Consider the following 18580-nt stretch of genomic DNA (forward strand, 5'->3'; position numbering starts at 1 on the left):
CAGGGAGATTCCTTACTTGTCGAGGGAGTCGAGAGAGGGGCCGAGGATCCAGCTGGCGATCTCTCGGATCGCGCCGTCGCCGCCGGGTACGGTGGTGACCGCGCGTGCGGCGCCGCGCACGACGTCGTGGGCGCTCGCGACCGCCACGGGCCAGCCGACGAGGCCGAAGCACGGGAGGTCGTTGACGTCGTTGCCGACGTAGAGCACGCGCTCAGGCGCGATGCCCTGCTCCTCGCACCACTGCTTCAGTGCGAGGTCCTTCCGGTCGATGCCGTGCAGGACCGGGATCTTCAGCTTCCGGGCCCTGGCGGCGACGACCGGGTTCTGCTCCGTGGACAGGATGAGCATCGTCAGGCCGCTCTTGCGCAGTGCGGCGATGCCGAGCCCGTCCCCGCGGTGCACGGAGACGAACTCGCGTCCGTCGGAGTCGATCAGCACCCTGTCGTCGGTCTGGGTGCCGTCGAAGTCGAGTACGACCGCGTCGATGTCGGTGCGGGTCGGAAGGGCGCCGGGCCGGGACGCGTCGAACAGCGGCGCGAGGGCCCGGGCGCGGGCCAACTCGTGCGGGTCGTCGATCTCCAGCACGCGGGCCGGGTCGGTGCGCACGAGATCGGTGCGGCCGAAGAAGCGGTGCCGGTGCTCGCGCAGCCCGGCCGCGTCCATGGCGTAGGCGGCGCCGGTCTCCAGCAGGTCCTGCGGGCGGTCCTGGCGACGCGGCCGGAAGGACTTGTCGTGGTTGATGCCGTAGCCGCCGCGGGTGACCCGGGAATCGGCGACCTTGGTGCCGCCACCCAGCTCACCGGTGCGCTGCGCGCCGATCACCGGCGCGGGCTCGTCCTCCGCGTCCCGCCAGACGAAGCCGTGGAACGGGGCCACGGTCAGGGCCGTGTCCGCACCGTTCTCGACCACCGCGGCGGCCACCCCGTCGACGTCCTCGCGCAGGAGGAACGGGCTCGTACACTGGACCAGCAGCACCACGTCGACCGGCGAGCCGTGCCGCGCCTCGTGCGCGTCCATGGCGTGCAGGACGGCGTCCTCGGAGGTGGCGGTGTCACCGGCGATCGCGGCCGGGCGCAGCACGACCTCGGCGCCGGCCTCACGGGCGGCGGTGGCGATCGCCTCGTCGTCGGTGGAGACCACGACATCGGTCACGAGACGGGCGGCCAGGCACTCGCGCACCGCGCGGGCCACCAGCGGCACGCCGCCGACCGGCGCCAGGTTCTTCGCGGGCACACCCTTGGAGCCGCCGCGCGCGGGGATCACCGCGAGCACACGGCGAACCGACGCCGTCTGTCCCGCTTCCGGGTTGGACATGGGCTGTACTCCTTGAGGTCCTTGGCGTGGGATGCGCTCGCTCACAGCTCACCCATTCGCCGGATCACGGGGGCCACGCGCTGGACTCCGTGGCGGTAGGCACCGCGGGCCGCGCGGCGGACGATCTGGCGTACCGGGCCGGCCGGCTTGTCGGCGGCGGGTGCGCCGGGCAGCGGGCTGCCGTCCGGGGCGAGGTGGTGGCGGGCGAGGACGCCGGGCAGATAGCCGGGCGCGGTGACGGGGGTGTAGTAGGGCCGCAACGGCGGGAGTTCATCGGCGGCGAGCAGCGTGCCGATGCGCAGCCGCGCCTCGTCGAAGGCGGTGGCGTACGACCCTGCCCCGGAGGCGGAATCCCCGGCAGCCACACCCTGCCGGGCGACCCACTCCGGATCCGGCGCCGGCTCGTGCCCGTCGTCGAGCTGGTCCCAGGAGGCGAGGCACCCGGAGCCCACGAAGTGGTGGTTGCCGAGCCCCTCGCGCACCCCGAGGTCGGTGAGGACGACGGTGGGGATCCGGCGGTGCAGGGACTCCAGGGCGGCCGTCGAGCTGATGGTGACCAGCAGGTCCGTGTGGTCGAGGACCTCGCCCATGTTCCCGTACACCAGACGGAAGTTGGCCGGCAGGTCCTGCCGCTGGGCCAGCTTCTGGTAGGGCAGCTCCTCGATGTGCGTGGTGTGTTCACCCGGCTTGGAGCGCAGCTTGAGCAGCACCTCGCGCTCGGGGTGCCGACGCGCGTGCTCGACCAGCCGGTCCAGCAGGTACGTACGGTCCTTGCGGCTCTCGGGCACGGAGGGCTGCGCCGCGAAGACGACCGTGTAGGGGTCCTTCTTCTCGTACGGCGCCCCGCCCAGGAAGGGCAGCGCGACCTCGGTCACCGACGAGACGTCGGCGCCCACTCCCTCGTACACCGCGCGGAAGCGCTCCGCGTCCTGCCGGGAATTGGCGAGGACGAGGTCCGCGCCGTGGCGCAGCAGCAGGCCGTCGGCGAGCTTCTCGTAGACGACACCGACGTAGCCGGTGACGACGACGGGCCGCCGTGCGCGTCCCTGCCAGGCGTGGGCGAGACCGTGCAGCATCGCCTGGACGCCGCCGCCGACGAGGGCGAGCACGAGGACGTCGTAGGTCTCCTTCGCCATCTCGCGCAGGAACTCGACACCGGTGACCTCGCGCAGGGAGTCCGCCTGGACGCCGACCTCGTGGAGCTGGCGGACGGTGGGAGTGGCGCGTCCACGCAGCAGAAAACCGTCCAGGACCGGCGCGGCTTGCGCGTCGGCATGCTGCCCCGCTTCCATGGACGGACCCGCAGTGAGGCGGCTCGCGGTCAGCGCACCCCATTTCCACCGGGTGTCGGAGTCCGCGAGTACGGCAATCCGCGGGAGCTTCGTAGTACTTGCTGGCACGCTCCAGACGCTAGGAAGCAATTCCTAGGTACACCCCAACCGCGATTCAACAAAAGGTTAACAGCACCTCACCGAGAGCCAAACTGGCTCGTCGAAGCCCGGAAAGCGCACGGCATGCACCGTTCCGACACATGGAGTTCACCCCCTGTACCCACACCGGAAAGTTCACCAGTCGGGCCGCGCCCTACGCTTTCGCAGGTGCCAAAGCTTTCCGTGATCGTGCCGTTCTACAACGTGCAGCAATACGCCCCGGACACCCTCAGAAGCCTGCGCCGCAATGCCAGGCCCGAATTCGAGTTCATCCTCGTCGACGACCATTCGAGAGACGACACGCCACGTATTCTCGAACGGGCGGTCGAAGAACTCTCGGACGTCGCGAGCGTGCGTTTCATCCGTCGAGAGGAGAACGGAGGTCTCGCCACCGCCCGCAACACCGGCCTGGATGCGGCACAGGGCGAATACCTGACGTTCCTGGACGGCGACGACTGGCTCGCTCCGGGTTACCTCGGCGACCTCGTCACGGCCATCGAGGAGCTGGGCTGCGACTTCGTCCGCACGGACCACATCCAGGCCACCGCCCGCGCACGTGCCGTGTTCCGGGCGCCGCACGGGCGGCGCTGGGAAGTGATGAACCCGCGGGACGCGATCCTGCCCGCCGACCGCTCGACCTCGGTCGACTACCCCTACGCCTGGGCCGGCGCCTATCACCGCCGGCTGCTCGACAAGGGCCTGCTGCACTTCACCGACGGACTGCGCACGGCCGAGGACCGGCCGTGGATCTGGAAGCTGCACCGTGAGGCGGAGTCGTTCGCCGTGGTGAGCCTGATGGGCGTCTTCTACCGCCGGGGAGTGGCCGGCTCCCTCACCCAGATCGGAGACGTACGCCAGCTCGACTTCATCCGCGCCTTCGACCAGGTGATCGAGGAGACCGCGGCCGACCCCCAGGCCGACCGGCTGCTGCCGAAGGCGGTGCGCACCTACTGCGCGATCATCGCCCATCACCTGTCGGAGATCGACAAGTTCGAACCGAGTGTGGCGAAGCAGTTGCGGACGATGAGCGCCGCGGCGATCAAGCGTATGCCCCAGGAACTGCTCACCGACGTCCTCGACACCATGGACCTGCACCGCTCCTCCCGGCTGCGGCGACTGCGCCGGCGGGCCACCACAGCGAAGGCGGCCGCCTGATGTCCCGAACCACCCAGATCTTCTGCGCGTCGACGCTGTACGGCGCCGCCACGCTGGCCGCGGCCATCGAGTCCGACTGCTTCCCCGCGGCGGACCGCCGCCTGCTGCTGGTGTGCAACAACTCCGCCATGCCGGAGACCACACCCGCCGTCGACGAGATGCCGGGGTTCGCGCCGCTGCGTGAGCACTTCGACGCGGTGCTGTCCTACAACGACGCGATCCGGCCCTTCCACCCGGGAGCCTGGGCACCACGCCCCGACGACCTCCCGCTGTTCGAGCGCTATCTGCGGATGCTGTGGGACCTGGGCGACGACCACGTGTCGCTGGTGCTGGAGTCCATCCAGGTCAACCCTGCTCTGACCATCGCCCAGTTGTTCACGGACGCGCCCATCGACGTCTACGCCGACGGGCTGATGAGTTACGGCCCCACCCGGAACAAGATCGACCCGCTGGTCGGCACCCGCGTACGGCGGCTGCTCCACCTCGACCTGGTCCCCGGCCTCACACCGCTGCTGCTGACCGAGTTCGACGTGACCCCGCAGATCCTGCCGACCAGCGCCTTCCTCAAGGTACTCGGCCGCCTCGGCGACTCCGTGGCGGAGCTTCCGCCGCTGCCCGAGAACTCCGCCCTGCTGCTCGGCCAGTACCTGTCGGCCCTGGACATCCTCTCCCCGCAGGAGGAGGAGGACCTGCACGTGCGGATGATGCGGGGGGCGGTCGCCCGCGGCCATCGCTCGATCGTCTTCAAGCCCCACCCGACCGCGCCCGCCCGCTTCAGCCGTGCGCTGGAGGCCGAGGCCGACAAGCTCGAGGTGGACCTCACCGTCCTCGACGTTCCCGTCCTCGCCGAGACGCTGTTCGAGAAGGCCCGGCCCGCACTGGTGGTCGGGTGCTTCTCGACCGCGCTGTTCACCGCCTCGGCGTTCTACGACCTGCCGGTCGCCCGGGTCGGCACCGCGCCCCTGCTGGACCGCCTCGCACCGTTCCAGAACAGCAACCGGATCCCTCTCACCCTGGCCGACGCGCTGCTTCCGGAACTGGACGGCAAGCAGCAGCGCGACACCCTCGACGCCGAGACGCTGACCGGATTGGTCACCGCGGTCGGCTTCGTCATGCAGCCGCAGATCTACCCGGGCAAGCGCCCCGCGGCGGAACGCTTCCTTGCCCAGCACTTCGGCCCGAAGACCCAGCGCTACTTCAAGCGCCGCCGGCTGACCTCACTGGGTCTGCCGGGCGGCATTCCCGAGCGTCTGGCGTTTCTGCCGCGCAGCTCCACGGCGCGCCGGGTCGTACGGCGGGCCAGGGCGCTGCGCAAGGCGGTACGCCGCTGACGCGACGAACGGTGCGCCGGGTGCAGCGTCCTGCCGTCCGGCGCACCGTCCGCACGAATTCCAGGTGAACAACCGGGGACAGAATCGGAGACCCGCCGAAGGGCGGCCTAACATCGCGCAGCCACATCCGTGCAGATGTTCCCATCTCCGACCTGTGAGGTGCTTCCATGTCGAACCTCGCCCGGCTGTTTCCCCTCCTGGACGACGTACAGCTCCCGGACGCCCTGCCGTACGCCCAGATGAGCGAATGGGAACTGCAGTTCCTGTATCTGCTGGGCCGCCATCACCTCACCGGCGCGGACGCGCTCGTGGAGCTCGGTTCCGGCGGGGGCGGATCGACGTACGCCCTGGCGCTCGGCCTGCAGGAGAATCCCCGGTTCGACGAGGGGACAGGTCGGCTGCACGCCTACGACTTCTTCCGTGTGGGCAAGGGCACCTTCGCCTCGGAGAAGTTCTTCACCTCCGGGGCCGCGCCCGAGGACGGCAACTCCTTCCTGGACGACTTCCGGGCCCGGCTGGAGCCGTTCCTGCCGTTCCTGGAGATCCACGCCGGGGACATCTGGCGGACCTCGGACCCGGACGACCGCACCCCCATCGAGTTCCTGCACATCGACATCGCCAAGACTGCCCGTGTCTTCCGGTGCGTCGCCGAGCGGTTCCTGCCGCGGCTGCGGCCCGGGGCCGTCGTCCTGCACCAGGACTTCGCGAGCCCCCGGCTGCCGTGGCTGCACCACAGCACGGGCGCCCTGCTGCCGTACATCGAGATCGCCGGGCCCCCGATCCGCTCCACGCTGGCCTTCGAGGTGACCCGCCCGCTGCCGGAGGACGTACTGCGGCGGATCGCCGAGGACGCCTACACGGTGGACGAGAAGCTGGAGCTGATCTCGGCCGTGCAGGAGCGCGTCGGCCTCGACCACACCAGAAAGGTCCCCTTCCGGCCCGTACTGGAGCTGGCCAAGGCCTACGTCGCCCATTACGACGGGCAGTCCGAGCGGGCCTGGAAGATCGCCGAGCCGCTCACCACGGACGCCTATCTCGCCGAGACCCGCGCCGATCATTTCGCCCAGCTGCGCAAGGCGTACGAGGCGGACCGTCCCGCGGCCTCCCCGGCGGCCCCGGAATCGCGGCTGAGACGGCTGGTCCGCAGAGCGGTCCGGCGATGACCGCCGCGTCCGTGGGTTAAACCTGAAGAACCGAAGAGCAACGGGGAAGTTAGCTCCAGGACACGAGGTGTTGGGTTTCGTTTAACAAAGCCTCCATAGTTTCCCTGAATGCTGCAAATAGCCTTCCCCAACACCCCGTCCTCAGCGGGCGGGCTGAGATGACCCAGCAGGACATACGCCCGCCCGCCCAGGCCTCGGCTCCCGTCACGCTCGCGACGCCGGAGCCGGCCCGGCGGCCGCTCATCTCGTACGTGCTTCCGGTGTACAACGAGCAGGACGGCATCACCGCCTTCCACACCGAGCTGACGGCCGCGCTCGACGCCCGCCCGGATCTCGCCGCCGAGCTGGTCTACGTCAACGACGGCTCGTCCGACGGCTCGCTCGCCATCCTGCAAGGCCTGGCGCAGAAGGACGACCGCGTCCGGGTGATCGACTTCGCCCGCAACTTCGGGCACCAGATCGCCATCACGGCCGGCCTGGACATCGCCACGGGCGACGCGGTGATCGTCATGGACACCGATCTGCAGGACCCGCCCCGGGTCAGCCTGGAGCTGGTCGACGCCTGGCGCGACGGCGCCGAGATCGTGCACGCGCGCCGCCGTTCCCGGCAGGACACCGCGTTCAAGCGGACCACCGCGCACATGTTCTACCGGCTTCTGCGGTCCTGGACCGATGTGGACATCCCGGTGGACACCGGCGACTTCCGGCTGCTGGACCGCCGGGTCGCCGACGAGCTGCGCAGGTACCGCGAGCGCAGCCGGTTCGTGCGCGGCATCGTCGCCTCGATGGGCTACCGGCAGAAGGAGATCTCCTTCGACCGCGACGAGCGGTTCGCGGGCGAGACGAAATACCCGCTGCGCAAGATGGCCCGCCTCGCGATCGACGGCGTGACCAGCTTCTCCACCACTCCGCTGAAGCTGATCACCCGGCTCGGTTTCGTGGTGCTGCTGCTGTCGCTGGCCGGCATCGTGTACGCGCTCGGGATGAAGTTCTTCCGGCCCGACATCACCGTCTCCGGCTGGACGATGCTGATGGTCGTGGTGCTGTTCCTGGGCGGCACGCAGATGCTGTCGCTGGGCGTGCTCGGCAGTTACATCGGGCGCATCTACAGCGAGGCCCAGAGGCGCCCGCTGTACCTGGTGCGCGAGGTCATCGGCGCCGACGAGGACGGGCGGGACGGTCGTCGTGGCGTCTGAGACCGCGGCCGAGGAAGCATCTGCGACCGGCTCGGGTGACGCGGTCACCGAGAGCCGGTCGCAGATGCTTCGCCAGCTGGTCCGTTACACGGTGATCGGTGGCAGCGGCGTCGCGCTGGACATGGTCGTCTTCCTGCTTCTGCACAACTGGGCGGGAATGAACGAGCAGATCGCCAACGTGCTCAGCACCACGCTCGCCATCACCAACAACTTCATCCTGAACGCACTGTTCACCTTCGAACGGCGCGACCGGCTCGTGGTGCGCTTCCTGCGCTTCTACGCCGTCGGTCTGACCGGGATCGTCCTCACGGACCTGCTCTTCCTCGTCTTCACCGACGCGCTGGGTATCGACGCCAACTACGTCAAGGCGGGCTCGCTGCCGCTGGTCCTGGCGCTCCAGTTCGTGCTCAACAGAAAGTGGAGCTTCGCATGAACCTCGGCATCATCGGCGCGGGTGCCACCGGCCTCACCGCCGGCTGGGACGCCATACGCGCCGGCCACCAGGTCACCATCCTGGAGGCGGCCCGCGAACTCGGCGGTCTCGCCGCGTCGTTGGACGTGGGCGGCGTCCCCCTGGAGCGCTACTACCACCACATCTTCCGCAGCGACCGGGACATGATCGGCCTCATCGAGGAGCTGGGGCTCGGCGACGCGCTCCGCTTCCACAAGCCGACCACCGGCATCTACCGCGGCGGCAAGCTGATCGACTTCACGTCGCCGTTCGACATGGTGCGTTTCCCGGAGTTCTCCCCGGTGGACGCGGTCCGCTTCGCGGGCTCGTCCGCGGTGCTGAAGGCCGTCCGCAACGGCGAGCGCTACAACGACCTCACGGCGCTGGCCTGGCTGCGCAAGTGGGCCGGCAAGAAGGCGACCGCGGCCGTCTGGGAGCCGCTGCTGCGCGGCAAGTTCGGCGATCGCGCCGAGCAGGTCTCGATGGCCTGGCTGTGGGCGCGCATCCACTGCCGTACCTTCGAGCTCGGCTATGTCGACGGCGGTTTCGAGCGTGTCTACGCGGCCCTGCGTGACGGGATCGACGAGCGCGGCGGCAAGGTGGAGTTCGGCAAGGCGGTCGAGAGCATCCGGCAGGAGGGCGCCGACGGCCCCGCGGTGGTGCACTGCGCCGACGGCTCCAGCTACTCCTTCGACCGCCTGATCGTCACCACGCCGCAGCCGGCCTTCGCCAAGGCGGCCGGGCTGCCCGCCGACGACGCGGTGTGGAAGAACCAGTACCTGGGAGCGACCTGCTTCGTGCTGGAGCTGGACCGCAGCGTGATCCCGTACTACTGGCTCAACATCAACGAGCCGGACTTCCCCTTCCTCGCGGTCGTCGAGCACACCCGGATGATCGACCCGTCCGTCTACGGCGGCCGTCACGTCCTCTACGTCGGCAACTACGTCGAGCGCGAGGACTGGCGGTTCACCACCGAGCCCGGCGAGCTGCTGGACAGGTTCGTGCCGTACCTGCAGCGGATCAACCCGGAGTTCGACCGCTCCTGGATCCAGAAGTGGCACTTCTCCAAGGCAGGGTTCGCCCAGCCGGTGGTGACGCCCGAGTACCGGGCACTGATCCCCGGCCACGAGACGCCGATGAGCAAGGTCACGCTGGCGACGATGGCGCAGATCTACCCGCAGGACCGCGGGCAGAGCTACTCGGTGGCGATGTCGCGAAAGGTGACCGCCTCGCTCGGACTGCGCTGACCGCGCGGACACGAGAACGGGGCCCCGTGTGCCTGGCGGGGCCCCGTCTTCTTTGTGCTACGGGGCCTCGGTGTGCCGGCCGGGGCCCCGCAGTCGTTGTGCGCGGGTCAGCTGGTGCCGGACCTGCGCTTGCACACCACGATCTTCAGATCGCCGTTCGCCGGCGGGCAGTCGTAGGTGGCGCTGATGCGCCTCCGGAGCTCCGGGTCGACCTTTCCGGGCTTGAACCAGACCCGGTCGAGCACCGCGTAGGGCGCCGGGTTGTGGTCGACGCAGTCGGCGTTCTCCTTGAAGGACTTGAGATCGGCGACATCCGGCAGGAAGCGGGAGCGCTGCAGGAACGTGGAGATCGGATACCGGCACTGGGCCGGATGGTCGATGAAGTACACGTCGTCGCCGAAAGCCAGGTAGAGCACCCGCGCGCCGTCGGGGATCTGCGCACGCAGCTCGCGGTCATGGTCCTGCTTGCGCTCGACCCCACGCAGGAACGAGGCGTTGGTCGAACCCACCTTGCCGTGCGCCACCAGGTGCGGCGAACCCGGCCACACACTGCCGGACAGGCACACCACCCCCGCCAGAGCGGCGATCGCGGCGGGCAGCACACCCCGGGAAACCCTGTCCGCGCCGCGGGATTCGCGCCACGCGTCGACAGCCGCCGCCAGGAGTGCGACCAGGCCCAGTGCCCAGATCGTGGCAGGGCGCTGCACCCCCTTGGGGGCCTGCGCGTACAGCACGGGCAGCAGCCCGAACAGCAGCGACACGACACCGAAGCAGCGCGGGATCGAGCGGCGGGCGCCGCCCACCGCAAGCCCCCACATCGCGGCGGCGACCACGGTCAGCTGGAAGGCGTGGTACATGAACCAGTTGCCCTGCACGATGACGACCGCCAGCGAGCCGCACCCGATGGCCAGAGCGACGACGAGCAGTTCGACACGGCGTCCACGTCCGCTCACCCGGGCGAGGAGGAGGAGCAGGGCACCCGGCAGGAGCAGCAACACGGGGCTGAGCACGGACCGGTCGGCGAGGAAGTCCACCGACTGTGCGAAGAGGTGTGCGGGGTGGATACCGGTGCGGCTGAGCGCCGACTGGTTGATCAGCGGCATGTCATGGGTCCACTGCCACTCGTGGGACCCGGCGAGCACACTGAGAGCGAACAGGACCAGCGCACCGACCACGGAGACGAGCGTGACCCGGATCGCACGGCCGCGGTCGACGACGTAGACGAGGAGAATGCCGAACGCGGCGGTCGAGGCGGTGGAGTACTTCATCATCACCGCGAGCCCGAACGGCAGCGCGGAGATCAGTGCCGCCGGCCAGGGGCGGGCCACGCCGAGCGCCGCCGCCACACCGAACACGGCGAGAACGACCGCGGCCCACTCCGGCTGGAGGAAGTCCGTGCGCGGGGTCAGGATCATCAGCAGGCCGGTGGCACCCGCGGTCAGGGCGGCCTCGCGGCCCGTCAGCCGGCGCAGCAGCGCCTGGTAGAGGGCGTAGGCCGCCGCAGCGGCGAGCAGGGTGCCCGCCGCGTACATCACGGTCTCCCGGACGACGACTCCACCGAACGTGATGTCGTCGAGAAGCGCGATGAACCACCGGTAGAAGAACGGCCGGTGGGTGAAGACCTCGGACGGGGAGTAGCCCGCCTCGCCACCGGTACGCAGGGCGGCGAGAACGTACCGGATGTCACCGGTGGGGCGCCGGGTCAGCACCGTGTACACAACGGCGGCCGCCGCCGGCACCGCGACCACCGGCCACCACAGGGGTGAGCGGCGGACGCGGGGTGCCGATGCGGCGGACGCGTCACTGAGGACGGTCGCCATGGGTCAGCCGCCCAGGATCGTGCGCAGGTCGGCGGCGTTGGCCTCGGTGACCTTCCACAGCTCCTGCTGGCGTCCGTGCACGTCGGCCACGGTCTTGGCGTGGTCCGTGAGCAGGTCGCGGGAGCGCTCCACCAGCCGGTCGGCGAGATGGCGGTCGTGCACCGAGACGCCCCACTCGGGCCGGTCGATGTCGCGGAGGAAGTACGTCATCTTCGGGTGCGAGATCAGACTGATGATGGGCGTGCCGCAGCCGAACGGGATCATGCCGGCGTGGCCCCGCATGCCGATGACCAGCTTGGTGCGGGCGTACAGGTCGCGGATCTCGTCGTTCTCGAAGTCGTACATCGGGATGACGGGCATCGACACGCCGTGCTCGCGGCGCAGGTCGAAGGCGAGCTTCTCGTCGTCGAGCGAGTGCGCCACGCACTTGACCTCGGCGAGCTTCCCCAGGTCCTTGACGGCCTTGGCCATCTGGGCGAGGAAGTAGCCGTAGTCGTGGCCGAAGCGCAGGCCCGCGCGGTCGTAGGCGGCGTTGATGAGGATGGTGTCCTCACGGCTCGCCGGGTCCTGCCAGTTCGCGACGAGTTGGCGGGTGACCGTGGTCGGGCAGGGCTGGAAGCGCACCTTGTCGTGCAGGTGCTCCGGCAGCATCGAACGGACCTTGGCGATGGAGCCGTGGTTGCGCAGGCCGAAGAAGGACGAGCGCTCCACCAGCAGCCGCAGCGAACTGCGGAACCGCTCCGCCCGGTAGGACTGGCCGTCGAAGGCGTTGAAGCCGACGGCGTAGACCGCGATGGGCACGTCGATGCGGTCGAGCAGCTCGTCCGGGACGTTCCACTGCCAGGCGCTGTTGCCGTTCGGCATGGTGTCCGGGATGAACAGGCCACCGCCGCCGATGACCATGCCCCTGCGGGCGTTCACGCGCTCCAGAGCCGCCTCGTCGAACAGGCGGTGCGCGTGGACGGAGTGCCAGCGGCGGGCGCCGGTGTCCGGGTCGAAGGCGAGGCGGACGCTCTCCGGGAGCAGCTTGTCCCCGGCGTTGCCCTGGCGGTCCATGTAGAACGCGACGTGCGCGAGCTGGTCCTCGGGGCTGCCGGCGGACTGGGCCGGGACACCGACGGTGCGCTGGTGCCAGATGCGGCTCGCCCGGTGCGTGGGGTCGACACCGAGCCCGGCGAGGGCGTACTTCTGCGCGCCGGTGTCGTCGCCGTGCACCCAGGAGATCTGGGCCAGCCGGGAGAAGGCGGTGGCGGCCCGGTTGGGGGCGGCCGTCGCCAGCAGCAGATGGGCGCGGGCCTCCTCGTAGCGGGAGACGCTCATCAGGGCGTTGCCGTACACCTCGTGCGGCCACGCCTCGTCGACGGGGAGGTGGACCTGCTCCAGGATGTCGACGGCGGCCTGGTAGTCGCCGGCGCCGATGTGGGCGAGGCCGACGCGGCGGGCGGTGTCGACGTCACCGGTGCGCCCGACGTGCGCGGTGCCGTAGTGGATCAGCAGGTCGGGGTGGGCCGGGTCGCCCTTCTCGATGAAGGCGGCGTGCAGCTCGGCGTCGGTGATGTCGAACTCGGCCCAGCGTGCCTGCGCCTGGCTGTACCCGTACTCGCCGCCCTGCCAGGGCTTGTGGCGGCCGGTGAAGTGCAGGATCGCGGTCTCGTCGGGGACCGGGAGGTCGCCGGACAGGCGCCGCTTGACGTAGTTGTACTTGGGGTCGAGGTCGACGAAGTCGCCGTCGAGCAGGGCGTTGAGAATGCCCTGGTCGTGCTTGTCGAGCTCGTAGCGGCCGCTGCGGCCGATCTCGTCGAGCTTCGCGCAGAACTCGTCGCTCAGGTACTCCTTCTGGATGACGAGGAGTCCGCTGTTGAGCATGCGGGTCTTGTCGCCGTAGAAGAACTGCGGGACGGCGGCCAGGCCCTCGCGCAGCGCGAGCAGTTCGGTGATCGGGTTGAGGATCACCATGTCGGTGTCCAGGGTGATCACGGTGTCGTAGTCGCGGATGCGGAAGACGTCGAGGATGAAGTACGCCTTGCGGACCAGGTAGTTGTCCTGGTCGCCCTTGACGTAGCTGTCGTAGTGGTCGGCGTCGACACGGCGGAACTGCACCCGCGGGTGCAGGGCGCGGATGGCGGCGACGGATGCCGGGCGCAGATCGTCGTGCAGGACGATGAAGTCCTCGCACACGTCCGGGTTGGACAGCGCGAGCGAGCGCAGCAGCACAAGGAAGCCGGGCAGGTAGTTCTCGTCGACGAAGCTCGCGAAGGCGACACGGCGCTTGCCGGTCAGCGCGCGGGCGGAGTCGTCGCCGGCGGTGGGGCGGGAGTCGGCCGCCGCGGATATCGGTGTCGTGGTCATCGCAGGGAAATCCTCATGCCGGAGACGCTCTGGGCCCGTTCCATGACCCACGCCTTCTCGCTGCCGTATTCGTGCACGTTGGTGATGGCCAGCTTCATCGCCTCCGGGATGCGGTACGCGCCGCTCTCGTAGAAGTCGAAGCCGATCAGGTCGAGCGTGGGGCTGACATCGAGGTAGTCGAGCAGCCAGAGCATGTTGAAGCCGGAGGTCGGGATCGCGGCGAACTGCTCGGTGGTCAGGGCGCCGATGTTGCGGACGGGCCAGCGCAGCGACTCGTCACCGACGTACGTCTGCGCGCCCGGGACGAGCTTGTTGCGCACGGAGTACTTCCAGTCGGGCGAGTTGCCGCCGAAGACGAGCCGGATGTCGACGGGCTTGTCCCAGTTGAAGGCGTGCTTGTGGATCGTCACGTGGATGTCGGTCCGCTTGCCCGTGTGGGCCGGGTCGATCCTGTACGAGTTGAAGCGCACGACCAGGTCGTAGTCGTCGATCTGCGAGCCCATCGAGGACTCGCCCACCTTGCCGGAGTTGGCGATGAGGCAGATGGACTTGCCGGCGATCCGGTTGCGGAACTCGCCGAGGCTGAGCCACTGCACGCCCCCGAACATGGGGTCCGGGACGGGGCCGCGCATACGGTTGCGGCGCGCGGCGGCGTACAGCGCGATGGCCTGGATGAGTTCGGGGGTGGGCCGGGTGTGCAGCTCGGTGCTGAGGTCCAGGTACTGCCCGATGGCTTCCTGGATCTCCTGCTCGGGGACCTCGGCGCTGTCCATGGCGAGCAGTGCGCCGACGAGGCGTGCCTGGGCGCCGGCCCAGTCGCCGAGGGCGTGCGCGGCGAGACCTTCGGCCCACATGTCGGTGGCGGGGCCGCCGGCGAACCGGGCGGAGTCGGGGACGGCGCCCGCGAGGACGGTCAGCAGTTCGGCGCGGGCCGTGTTCGCCGCCTTGATGCCGGCGAGCCGCGCCCGGACGCCGTAACCGTCCTCGGTGGTCAGCTCCAGGTAGCGCTCGAAGGCATCGGCCGCGGCGGCCGGACGCCCGATGGCCTCCAGCAGACGGCCGCGCAGCCGCCAGCCGGCGCGGGAGTTCTTGCGCTGGGTCAGAACCGTGTCGCTGATCAGCAGTGTGAGGTTCAGCTCGTCGTCGTAGCCGCAGTCGAGCGCCTTGTTGCCGACGGCGAGGAGCGCGTCGAGCATCTTGTTGCTCATGCCCCCGCCGACGACCTTGGCACCACGGCGCAGCAGGCTGCCCGCGCCCGAGGGCGCGGGCGAGGGCTGGTCCTCACCGGCGGCGACCAGGGCGAGCAGCTGGCGCAGCGCTTCGGCGAGGGCTGTTCGGCGGGTGTCCAGGCTGCCGACCAGTTTGCCGCTGTGCACGGCACAGGCACGCAGGCAGTCGTCCAGCTCGGTCGGCTTGGGCTGAGCGGTCGGCGCCCCGAAGCCCGCTGGCTCCGACACGGGCCCCCCGGGCCGGGGACGTGTCCATCTACTGCCAACCCTCGTCATGGTTCTCCTGCAAGGTGTGAAAAAGGTACGAAATCGCCAAGCCCTGGGGGGAAGGTTGGGGAACAGTAAGAAACCAATACGACGTGAAGATGAACCCCTCGGGTCTTGCGGGCAAATGCTGATCCCGTCGAACAGATTCGCTCAGGGTGAGGTCATAGAGTCTCGATAGACGACTTTCATTTGACCCGGGCGCATTCGGTCAGAAGTGAGCAGAACGGAGCCCGCGGCGGATCTTCAAGGGGTATCAGTGACCGAAACGGTCGTCAGCACAGCGAAACAGCAATCCGCCGTGGCCGCCCGTCCCGAAGAGCGGCGCGTCACGCCCGCACAGCCGAAGGCGAAGAGGTCCGGTGGCCGCCTGCGCGCCCTCGACGGGCTGCGGCTGGTGGCCGCGCTGATGGTTGCTCTGTATCACTACGGGGGACGCGGCGGCGAGATCACCGCCGCGTGGGGCACGTCACCGAAGACGCAGTTCCCCGTGCTGCACTCGTGGTTTTCCTATGGCTGCCTCGGCGTCCAGGTCTTTTTCGTGATCAGCGGCTTCGTCATATGCATGAGCGGCTGGGGACGCCCCCTCCGCTCGTTCTTCGCCTCCCGGGCGTCACGCCTGCTGCCCGCCTACTGGGCGGCGGTCCTCCTCGTGACGTTCGCGTTTGCCCTGCCGACGGTCGCCTACAAGGCGCTGTCGCCCAGTGACGTGCTGGTGAACCTGACGATGCTCCAGATGCCGCTCGGCGTCGACCGGGTCCTCGGTGTGTGCTGGACGCTGTGGGCGGAGGTCCGCTTCTACGCCCTGTTCGCGCTGTGCATCGTGCTGCCGGGCGCCAGCCGCCGGCGCGTGATCCTCTTCTGCGCCGGCTGGACCCTGGCGGCCGCGATCACCCAGTCGTCCAAGGACGCACTGCTGAACGTGATCCTGATGCCCGAGTACGCGCCCTTCTTCATCGGCGGTGTCGGCCTGTACCTGGTGCACCGCAACCGCAAGGACGCCTACGCCTGGGGCATCGTGGCCGTGAACTTCCTGATCGGGCAGCACTACGCGGTGCGGGACCTGTGGAACGCCTCGGACCCGAACGCCTTCGCCCACCGCACCTCCCTCGGCATCACGCTGATCGTCGCCTTCGGCTTCGTGGCGGTCGCGGCGATCGCGCTGGGCTGGCTGGACTGGGCGAACTGGCGCTGGCTGACGGTCGCCGGCGCACTGACCTACCCCTTCTACCTGGTCCACGAGCACCTCGGCTGGGTCGTCGTCAGGACGCTGCACCGGAGCCTGCACATCCCGTCGTACGCCACCTTCCTGCTGACGATCGCCTCGATGCTGCTGCTGGCGTGGCTGCTGAACCGCTACATCGAGAACTGGCTGACGCCGAAGCTGCGCGCCGCGTTGTCGAAGCCGCTGGCGTAGCCGCCCGCCCCGCCCGACGTGAGGGGCACCCCGCCACGGGGTGCCCCTCACGTCGTTCAGCGACCGGTGCCGTCCGCCTCGCCCCGAAGGGTGAGCCCGATGCCCTCGATCACCGCCCTGAGTCCGGCCTCGAAGCCCTGGCCGTGCTCCTGGAACATCTCGCGGCCCGCCTCCGCCGCCAGCGGGTAGGCCGCCAGGCGCTCGGCGCGGGCGTCGAGGTCGTAGCCCTCCGCACCGGAGGCCGGGTCGGGCCCCATGGCCTGCTCCTCGATGACGTAGCCGATCGTGTAGCTGTACGCCGTGAACCAGGCGCGCGCCGCGCCGCCCGGGGTGAATCCGGCCCCGGTGAGCAGGCGCAGATTCGCCTCCATCGGCTCGGCGTAGGACATGTCCGTGAACCGCGTGCCCGCGTAGACCTTGGCACCGTCCCGATAGCGCAGCAGATGCTCGCGCAGAGCGCTCATCCGCTGGAAGAACACATCCCGCCACGCCAGGTCCGGCGCGTCCGGCTGCGCGGCGAAACCGTCGGACATGCGCCGCAGCATCTCCGTCGCCATCTCGTCCAGCAGCGCCTGCTTGTTCTTGAAGTGCCAGTACAGGGCGGGCGCCTGCACGTTCAGCTCCTTGGCGATGGCGCGGAGCGTCAGGCCCTCGAGCCCCACCTCGTTGAGCAGCCCCAGGGCCGCCTCCGCCACCTGCCTTCTGTCCAGTTTCGGACCTCTCTGCGCAGCCACGCTTGACAGTTTAACGCCGTTAAGGACACGCTTGCGGACAACGCAACTTAACAACGTTAAGGAGGCAGCCATGGACACCGAGAGCACCGAGGTCGCCGTCGTCGGCGCCGGGCCCACCGGGCTCGCGCTCGCGGTCGACCTCGCCCGGCGTGGCGTGGACGCCGTGGTCCTCGAGCGCGCAGAAGCCCTCTTCCCCGGTTCCCGGGGCAAGGGCATCCAGCCGCGCACGATGGAGGTCCTCGACGACCTCGGCGTGCTCGACGCGATCCGTGCGGCGGGCGGCCCCTATCCGGTCGGGATGATCTGGCAGGACGGCCACCGGACGGGCGAGCACCGGATGTTCGAGCCGGCCGAGGCGAGCGAGGACGCGCCGTACAACGAGCCGTGGATGGTGCCGCAGTGGCGGACCCAGGAGATCCTGCACGCCCGCCTGGAGGAGCTGGGCGGACGGGTCGCCTTCGGCCGGGAGGTCGTCGGCCTCGAACAGCACCCGGCCGGGGTGAGCGCGCATCTCGCCTCCGGAGCCCCGGTGCGCGCCCGATACGTCGTCGCGGCCGACGGCGGGCGGTCGGCCGTGCGCCGGGCGCTCGGCATCGGCATGACCGGCGAGGCCGTCGACCCGAACCCGACCCTTGTGGCGGACGTGCGCGTAAGCGGCCTGGACCGCGACAACTGGCACATCTTCCCGCCCGGTGCCGACGGCGAGGGGTTCCTCGCCCTCTGTCCGCTGGCACGCACCGAGGACTTCCAACTCGTCGCGCGGTTCCCGGAGGCCACGACGCCCGACCTGTCCCTCGACGGCATCCGCAAGGTCGTGGCCGCCCGATCCCATCTCGCCCCCGAGGACGTGACCGAGGTGCGCTGGGCCTCGGACTTCCGGCCGCGGGCGGCCCTCGCGGACCGGTTCCGCGAGGGGCGGGTCTTCCTCGCCGGTGACGCGGCCCACATCCACTCGCCGGCGGGCGGCCAGGGTCTGAACACCAGCGTCCAGGACGCCTACAACCTGGGCTGGAAGCTGGGAGCCGTGCTGCGGGACGGTGCGGCGCAGTCGCTTCTGGACAGCTACGAGGAGGAACGGCGGCCCGTCGCGGCGGACGTCCTCGGTCTGTCCACGCGCGTGCACCGCGGCGAGACAAGGCGGGGCGAGGCGACCCGGCAGCTCGGGATCGGGTACCGGGATTCGCCGCTCACGGCGGAGACCCGGAGGGCCCCGGGCCGGGTCCGGGCGGGCGACCGCGCACCGGACGCGACGGTGGACGGCGTGCGGCTCTTCGACGCCTTCCGCGGCCCGCACTGGACGCTGCTGGCCCTCGGTACGCCGGCGCCGGCGACCCCGGAACGGGTGCGGGTGGTCCACGGCCCGGCCCACGGGTCCTACGGGACCGGCCTGTTCCTGGTCCGGCCCGACGGTCACGTCGGCTGGGGCGGCGACTCGGCGGACGGACTCGCGGACTACCTCACGCGGTTCGGCCTGCGGTAG

At 69.9% G+C, this 18580-nt stretch carries 14 protein-coding genes; 8 read left to right on the forward strand and 6 right to left on the reverse strand.

The features are described 5' to 3' along the window. Nucleotides 1-12: 12 nt before the first annotated feature. Together ADL25_RS16480 and ADL25_RS16485 are read right to left on the reverse strand one after the other, a co-directional pair. Nucleotides 13-1314 carry an N-acylneuraminate cytidylyltransferase gene (locus ADL25_RS16480; protein WP_059128488.1) on the reverse strand — a complete coding sequence of 434 codons (1302 nt, stop codon included), beginning with the start codon at nucleotides 1312-1314 and terminating at the stop codon, nucleotides 13-15. Nucleotides 1315-1355: 41 nt separating this feature from the next. Next, nucleotides 1356-2714 (reverse strand): DUF6716 putative glycosyltransferase, encoded by a 1359-nt coding sequence (locus tag ADL25_RS16485; RefSeq protein ID WP_079050400.1) that lies wholly within the window; start codon nucleotides 2712-2714, stop codon nucleotides 1356-1358. Between the two features lie 198 nt (nucleotides 2715-2912). On the opposite strand from ADL25_RS16485, the gene ADL25_RS16490 reads away from it, so the two are divergent. The 6 genes from ADL25_RS16490 (at nucleotide 2913) to ADL25_RS16515 (ending at nucleotide 9287) form a co-directional block, all read left to right on the forward strand. Continuing rightward, the gene (locus tag ADL25_RS16490; protein WP_059128490.1) at nucleotides 2913-3899 is read left to right on the forward strand and encodes a glycosyltransferase family 2 protein; all 987 of its coding nucleotides are present in this window, start codon (nucleotides 2913-2915) and stop codon (nucleotides 3897-3899) included. Beyond that, a complete protein-coding gene (locus ADL25_RS16495) occupies nucleotides 3899-5230 on the forward strand; it encodes an alpha-2,8-polysialyltransferase family protein (protein ID WP_059128491.1) in 1332 nt (443 codons plus the stop codon). Before ADL25_RS16490 ends, ADL25_RS16495 begins: the two co-directional genes overlap by 1 nt. A 167-nt stretch (nucleotides 5231-5397) precedes the next feature. After that, on the forward strand, nucleotides 5398-6393 hold the full coding sequence (locus ADL25_RS16500; protein WP_059128492.1) for a class I SAM-dependent methyltransferase: 996 nt from the start codon (nucleotides 5398-5400) through the stop codon (nucleotides 6391-6393). Nucleotides 6394-6551: 158 nt separating this feature from the next. Beyond that, a complete protein-coding gene (locus tag ADL25_RS16505; protein ID WP_079050401.1) occupies nucleotides 6552-7589 on the forward strand; it encodes a glycosyltransferase family 2 protein in 1038 nt (345 codons plus the stop codon). Continuing rightward, the gene (locus tag ADL25_RS16510; RefSeq protein WP_234380942.1) at nucleotides 7579-8022 is read left to right on the forward strand and encodes a GtrA family protein; all 444 of its coding nucleotides are present in this window, start codon (nucleotides 7579-7581) and stop codon (nucleotides 8020-8022) included. The genes ADL25_RS16505 and ADL25_RS16510 overlap by 11 nt, the downstream gene beginning before the upstream one ends. Continuing rightward, on the forward strand, nucleotides 8019-9287 hold the full coding sequence (locus tag ADL25_RS16515; RefSeq protein ID WP_059128493.1) for an NAD(P)/FAD-dependent oxidoreductase: 1269 nt from the start codon (nucleotides 8019-8021) through the stop codon (nucleotides 9285-9287). The genes ADL25_RS16510 and ADL25_RS16515 overlap by 4 nt, the downstream gene beginning before the upstream one ends. Before the next feature lie 107 nt (nucleotides 9288-9394). Here ADL25_RS16515 and ADL25_RS16520 read toward each other — a convergent pair whose 3' ends face one another. From ADL25_RS16520 to ADL25_RS16530, 3 genes are read right to left on the reverse strand one after another with little or no spacing between them, the layout of a single operon-like run. Further along, a complete protein-coding gene (locus ADL25_RS16520; RefSeq protein ID WP_059128494.1) occupies nucleotides 9395-11107 on the reverse strand; it encodes a hypothetical protein in 1713 nt (570 codons plus the stop codon). A 3-nt stretch (nucleotides 11108-11110) separates the two neighbouring features. Continuing rightward, nucleotides 11111-13456, reverse strand: coding sequence for a glycosyltransferase (locus tag ADL25_RS16525; protein ID WP_059128495.1), 2346 nt, complete (start codon nucleotides 13454-13456; stop codon nucleotides 11111-11113). Further along, nucleotides 13453-14913: a glycosyltransferase family 29 protein gene (locus ADL25_RS16530; protein ID WP_059128496.1), complete on the reverse strand. Its 1461-nt coding sequence runs from the start codon at nucleotides 14911-14913 to the stop codon at nucleotides 13453-13455. The genes ADL25_RS16525 and ADL25_RS16530 overlap by 4 nt, the downstream gene beginning before the upstream one ends. Nucleotides 14914-15208: 295 nt before the next feature. On the opposite strand from ADL25_RS16530, the gene ADL25_RS16535 reads away from it, so the two are divergent. Next, complete coding sequence (locus tag ADL25_RS16535; RefSeq protein WP_059128497.1) at nucleotides 15209-16366, forward strand: acyltransferase family protein; 1158 nt, start codon at nucleotides 15209-15211, stop codon at nucleotides 16364-16366. A 56-nt stretch (nucleotides 16367-16422) separates the two neighbouring features. On the opposite strand, the gene ADL25_RS16540 is transcribed toward ADL25_RS16535, so the two are convergent. Beyond that, entirely contained in the window at nucleotides 16423-17100 is a 678-nt protein-coding gene (locus ADL25_RS16540) for a TetR/AcrR family transcriptional regulator C-terminal domain-containing protein (RefSeq protein WP_059128498.1), read from the reverse strand. Nucleotides 17101-17170: 70 nt separating this feature from the next. On the opposite strand from ADL25_RS16540, the gene ADL25_RS16545 reads away from it, so the two are divergent. Continuing rightward, complete coding sequence (locus ADL25_RS16545; RefSeq protein ID WP_059128499.1) at nucleotides 17171-18580, forward strand: FAD-dependent oxidoreductase; 1410 nt, start codon at nucleotides 17171-17173, stop codon at nucleotides 18578-18580.

The sequence above is a fragment of the Streptomyces sp. NRRL F-5122 genome, assembly GCF_001507435.1.
Lineage (GTDB): Bacteria > Actinomycetota > Actinomycetes > Streptomycetales > Streptomycetaceae > Streptomyces > Streptomyces lannensis.

Bases quoted from the DNA above. Each gene is read 5' to 3' on its own strand.
- ADL25_RS16480 (WP_059128488.1), bottom strand. From the start codon at position 1,314: ATGTCCAACCCGGAAGCGGGACAGACGGCGTCGGTTCGCCGTGTGCTC.
- ADL25_RS16495 (WP_059128491.1), top strand. From the start codon at position 3,899: ATGTCCCGAACCACCCAGATCTTCTGCGCGTCGACGCTGTACGGCGCC.
- ADL25_RS16500 (WP_059128492.1), top strand. From the start codon at position 5,398: ATGTCGAACCTCGCCCGGCTGTTTCCCCTCCTGGACGACGTACAGCTC.
- ADL25_RS16505 (WP_079050401.1), top strand. From the start codon at position 6,552: ATGACCCAGCAGGACATACGCCCGCCCGCCCAGGCCTCGGCTCCCGTC.
- ADL25_RS16515 (WP_059128493.1), top strand. From the start codon at position 8,019: ATGAACCTCGGCATCATCGGCGCGGGTGCCACCGGCCTCACCGCCGGC.
- ADL25_RS16520 (WP_059128494.1), bottom strand. From the start codon at position 11,107: ATGGCGACCGTCCTCAGTGACGCGTCCGCCGCATCGGCACCCCGCGTC.
- ADL25_RS16525 (WP_059128495.1), bottom strand. From the start codon at position 13,456: ATGACCACGACACCGATATCCGCGGCGGCCGACTCCCGCCCCACCGCC.
- ADL25_RS16545 (WP_059128499.1), top strand. From the start codon at position 17,171: ATGGACACCGAGAGCACCGAGGTCGCCGTCGTCGGCGCCGGGCCCACC.